Here is a 1,296-nt window from a genome sequence, read left to right as displayed (position 1 = left end):
TCGGCTGATTCCCTATTGGGGATCAGGCGTCAAGTGGCGGGTTGTTTGACGTCGTCGATGCCGGTTGTCAGGATCGTTGGTGGGGAAGGTCGCCTCGTGTGCCGACGCCGTTGGGTGTCTGGCTTTGCATGCCCCGCTGGGGCTTGGTGAGGGGCCTTCCCCGCCTTCTTGCTGCGGCGGCGCGAGCGCACCTCGGGTGGGACGGTCCACTGCTGGGCGATGATCTGCTTGGCCTGCGCTGCGGTGACGGGGGTGCCGTCGGTGTCGCAGATGACGTAGGGCATGCCGCGGCGCATGACGGCCCAGAAGCGTTCGGCGAGGTGGCCGGCAACGACGCAGTTGGCCTTGAGGTGGTCAGCGCCGCGTTCGACCATCTGCTGGTAGTAGACCCGTGCCAGCTGGGGGTCGTGTTTGCGGGCGTGATCGGCGGCACGGATCAAGGTGACGCGTAGCAGGCTCGAGCCGGCCTTGCTCATCGGCTGGCCCTTGCGGTCGGTCTCTCCGGTCTCGCTGGCCTTGGGTGCGAGTCCGGCGAAGGACTTGAAGTGCCTGCCGCTGGGGAACCGCCGTGGGTCGCCGATCGCTGCGGCCAACACGGGTCCGCTGACCTCGGCGACACCGGGCAGGGTGCGGGCGAGCTGTCCGACGTCGACCCATCGGTAGGCCTCCTCGCAAGCGGCCGCGTGCTGGGCGAGCTGGGTCTGAACCGCGCGCAGCAGGGCGACCTCGGTGACGACTTCGGCGGCCAGGTCGGACCATGCGATCGCGGGATGGTCGCCGTAGAGCTCGACCGCGGCAGCCGCAGCTTCGCGCCACTGTTCGGCACGAGCGACGCCCAGGTGGTTGTTGGACGCCTTCACGATGACCGCCGTCAGCCGAGCCCGCCCGGCCTTGAGCAGTGCGCGGGGGTCGGCCCACCGTTCCAAGACCGCCAGATCGGCTGCACCCAAGTCGCCGGTCAGCGGCGTCATCGGCATCAGCTGCCGGACCAGGTCCTTGATCCGGACCTTGTGCTCGGACGCGAGCCGGGTGAGCCGGTCGACGGCACGGACCCGTCGATCCAGCGCAGCAACCTCGACATCCGGCAGCTGCAGCGGGCGCACCGCGTCCGGTGCGACCAGCGGCAGCCGGGCCAGAGTGTCGGCGTCGATGCCGTTGCTCTTCGCGTGCCGGGACAAGAACCGGCGCAGGTCCGCGGCTTTGGCCGAGGACACCCGGAACACCAGATGGCCCCGAGCGGTGAAGAACACCGCGATCGGTAGCCAGGCCGGCCCGGTCGGCTCGAAGACCACCTCC

The 1,296-nt window shown here is 69.6% G+C and carries 1 protein-coding gene; it reads right to left on the bottom strand.

All coding sequences use genetic code 11. The annotated features are described in order from the left end of the window. Positions 1-29: 29 nt before the first annotated feature. The coding region (locus NOCJ54_RS0122565) for an IS110 family transposase (protein ID WP_028657287.1) at positions 30-1,296 on the bottom strand (1,267 nt) is incomplete at its 5' end.

The organism is Nocardioides sp. J54, from assembly GCF_000519005.1.
Lineage (GTDB): Bacteria > Actinomycetota > Actinomycetes > Propionibacteriales > Nocardioidaceae > Nocardioides.
This window is presented reverse-complemented; position numbering and strand designations above follow the sequence as displayed.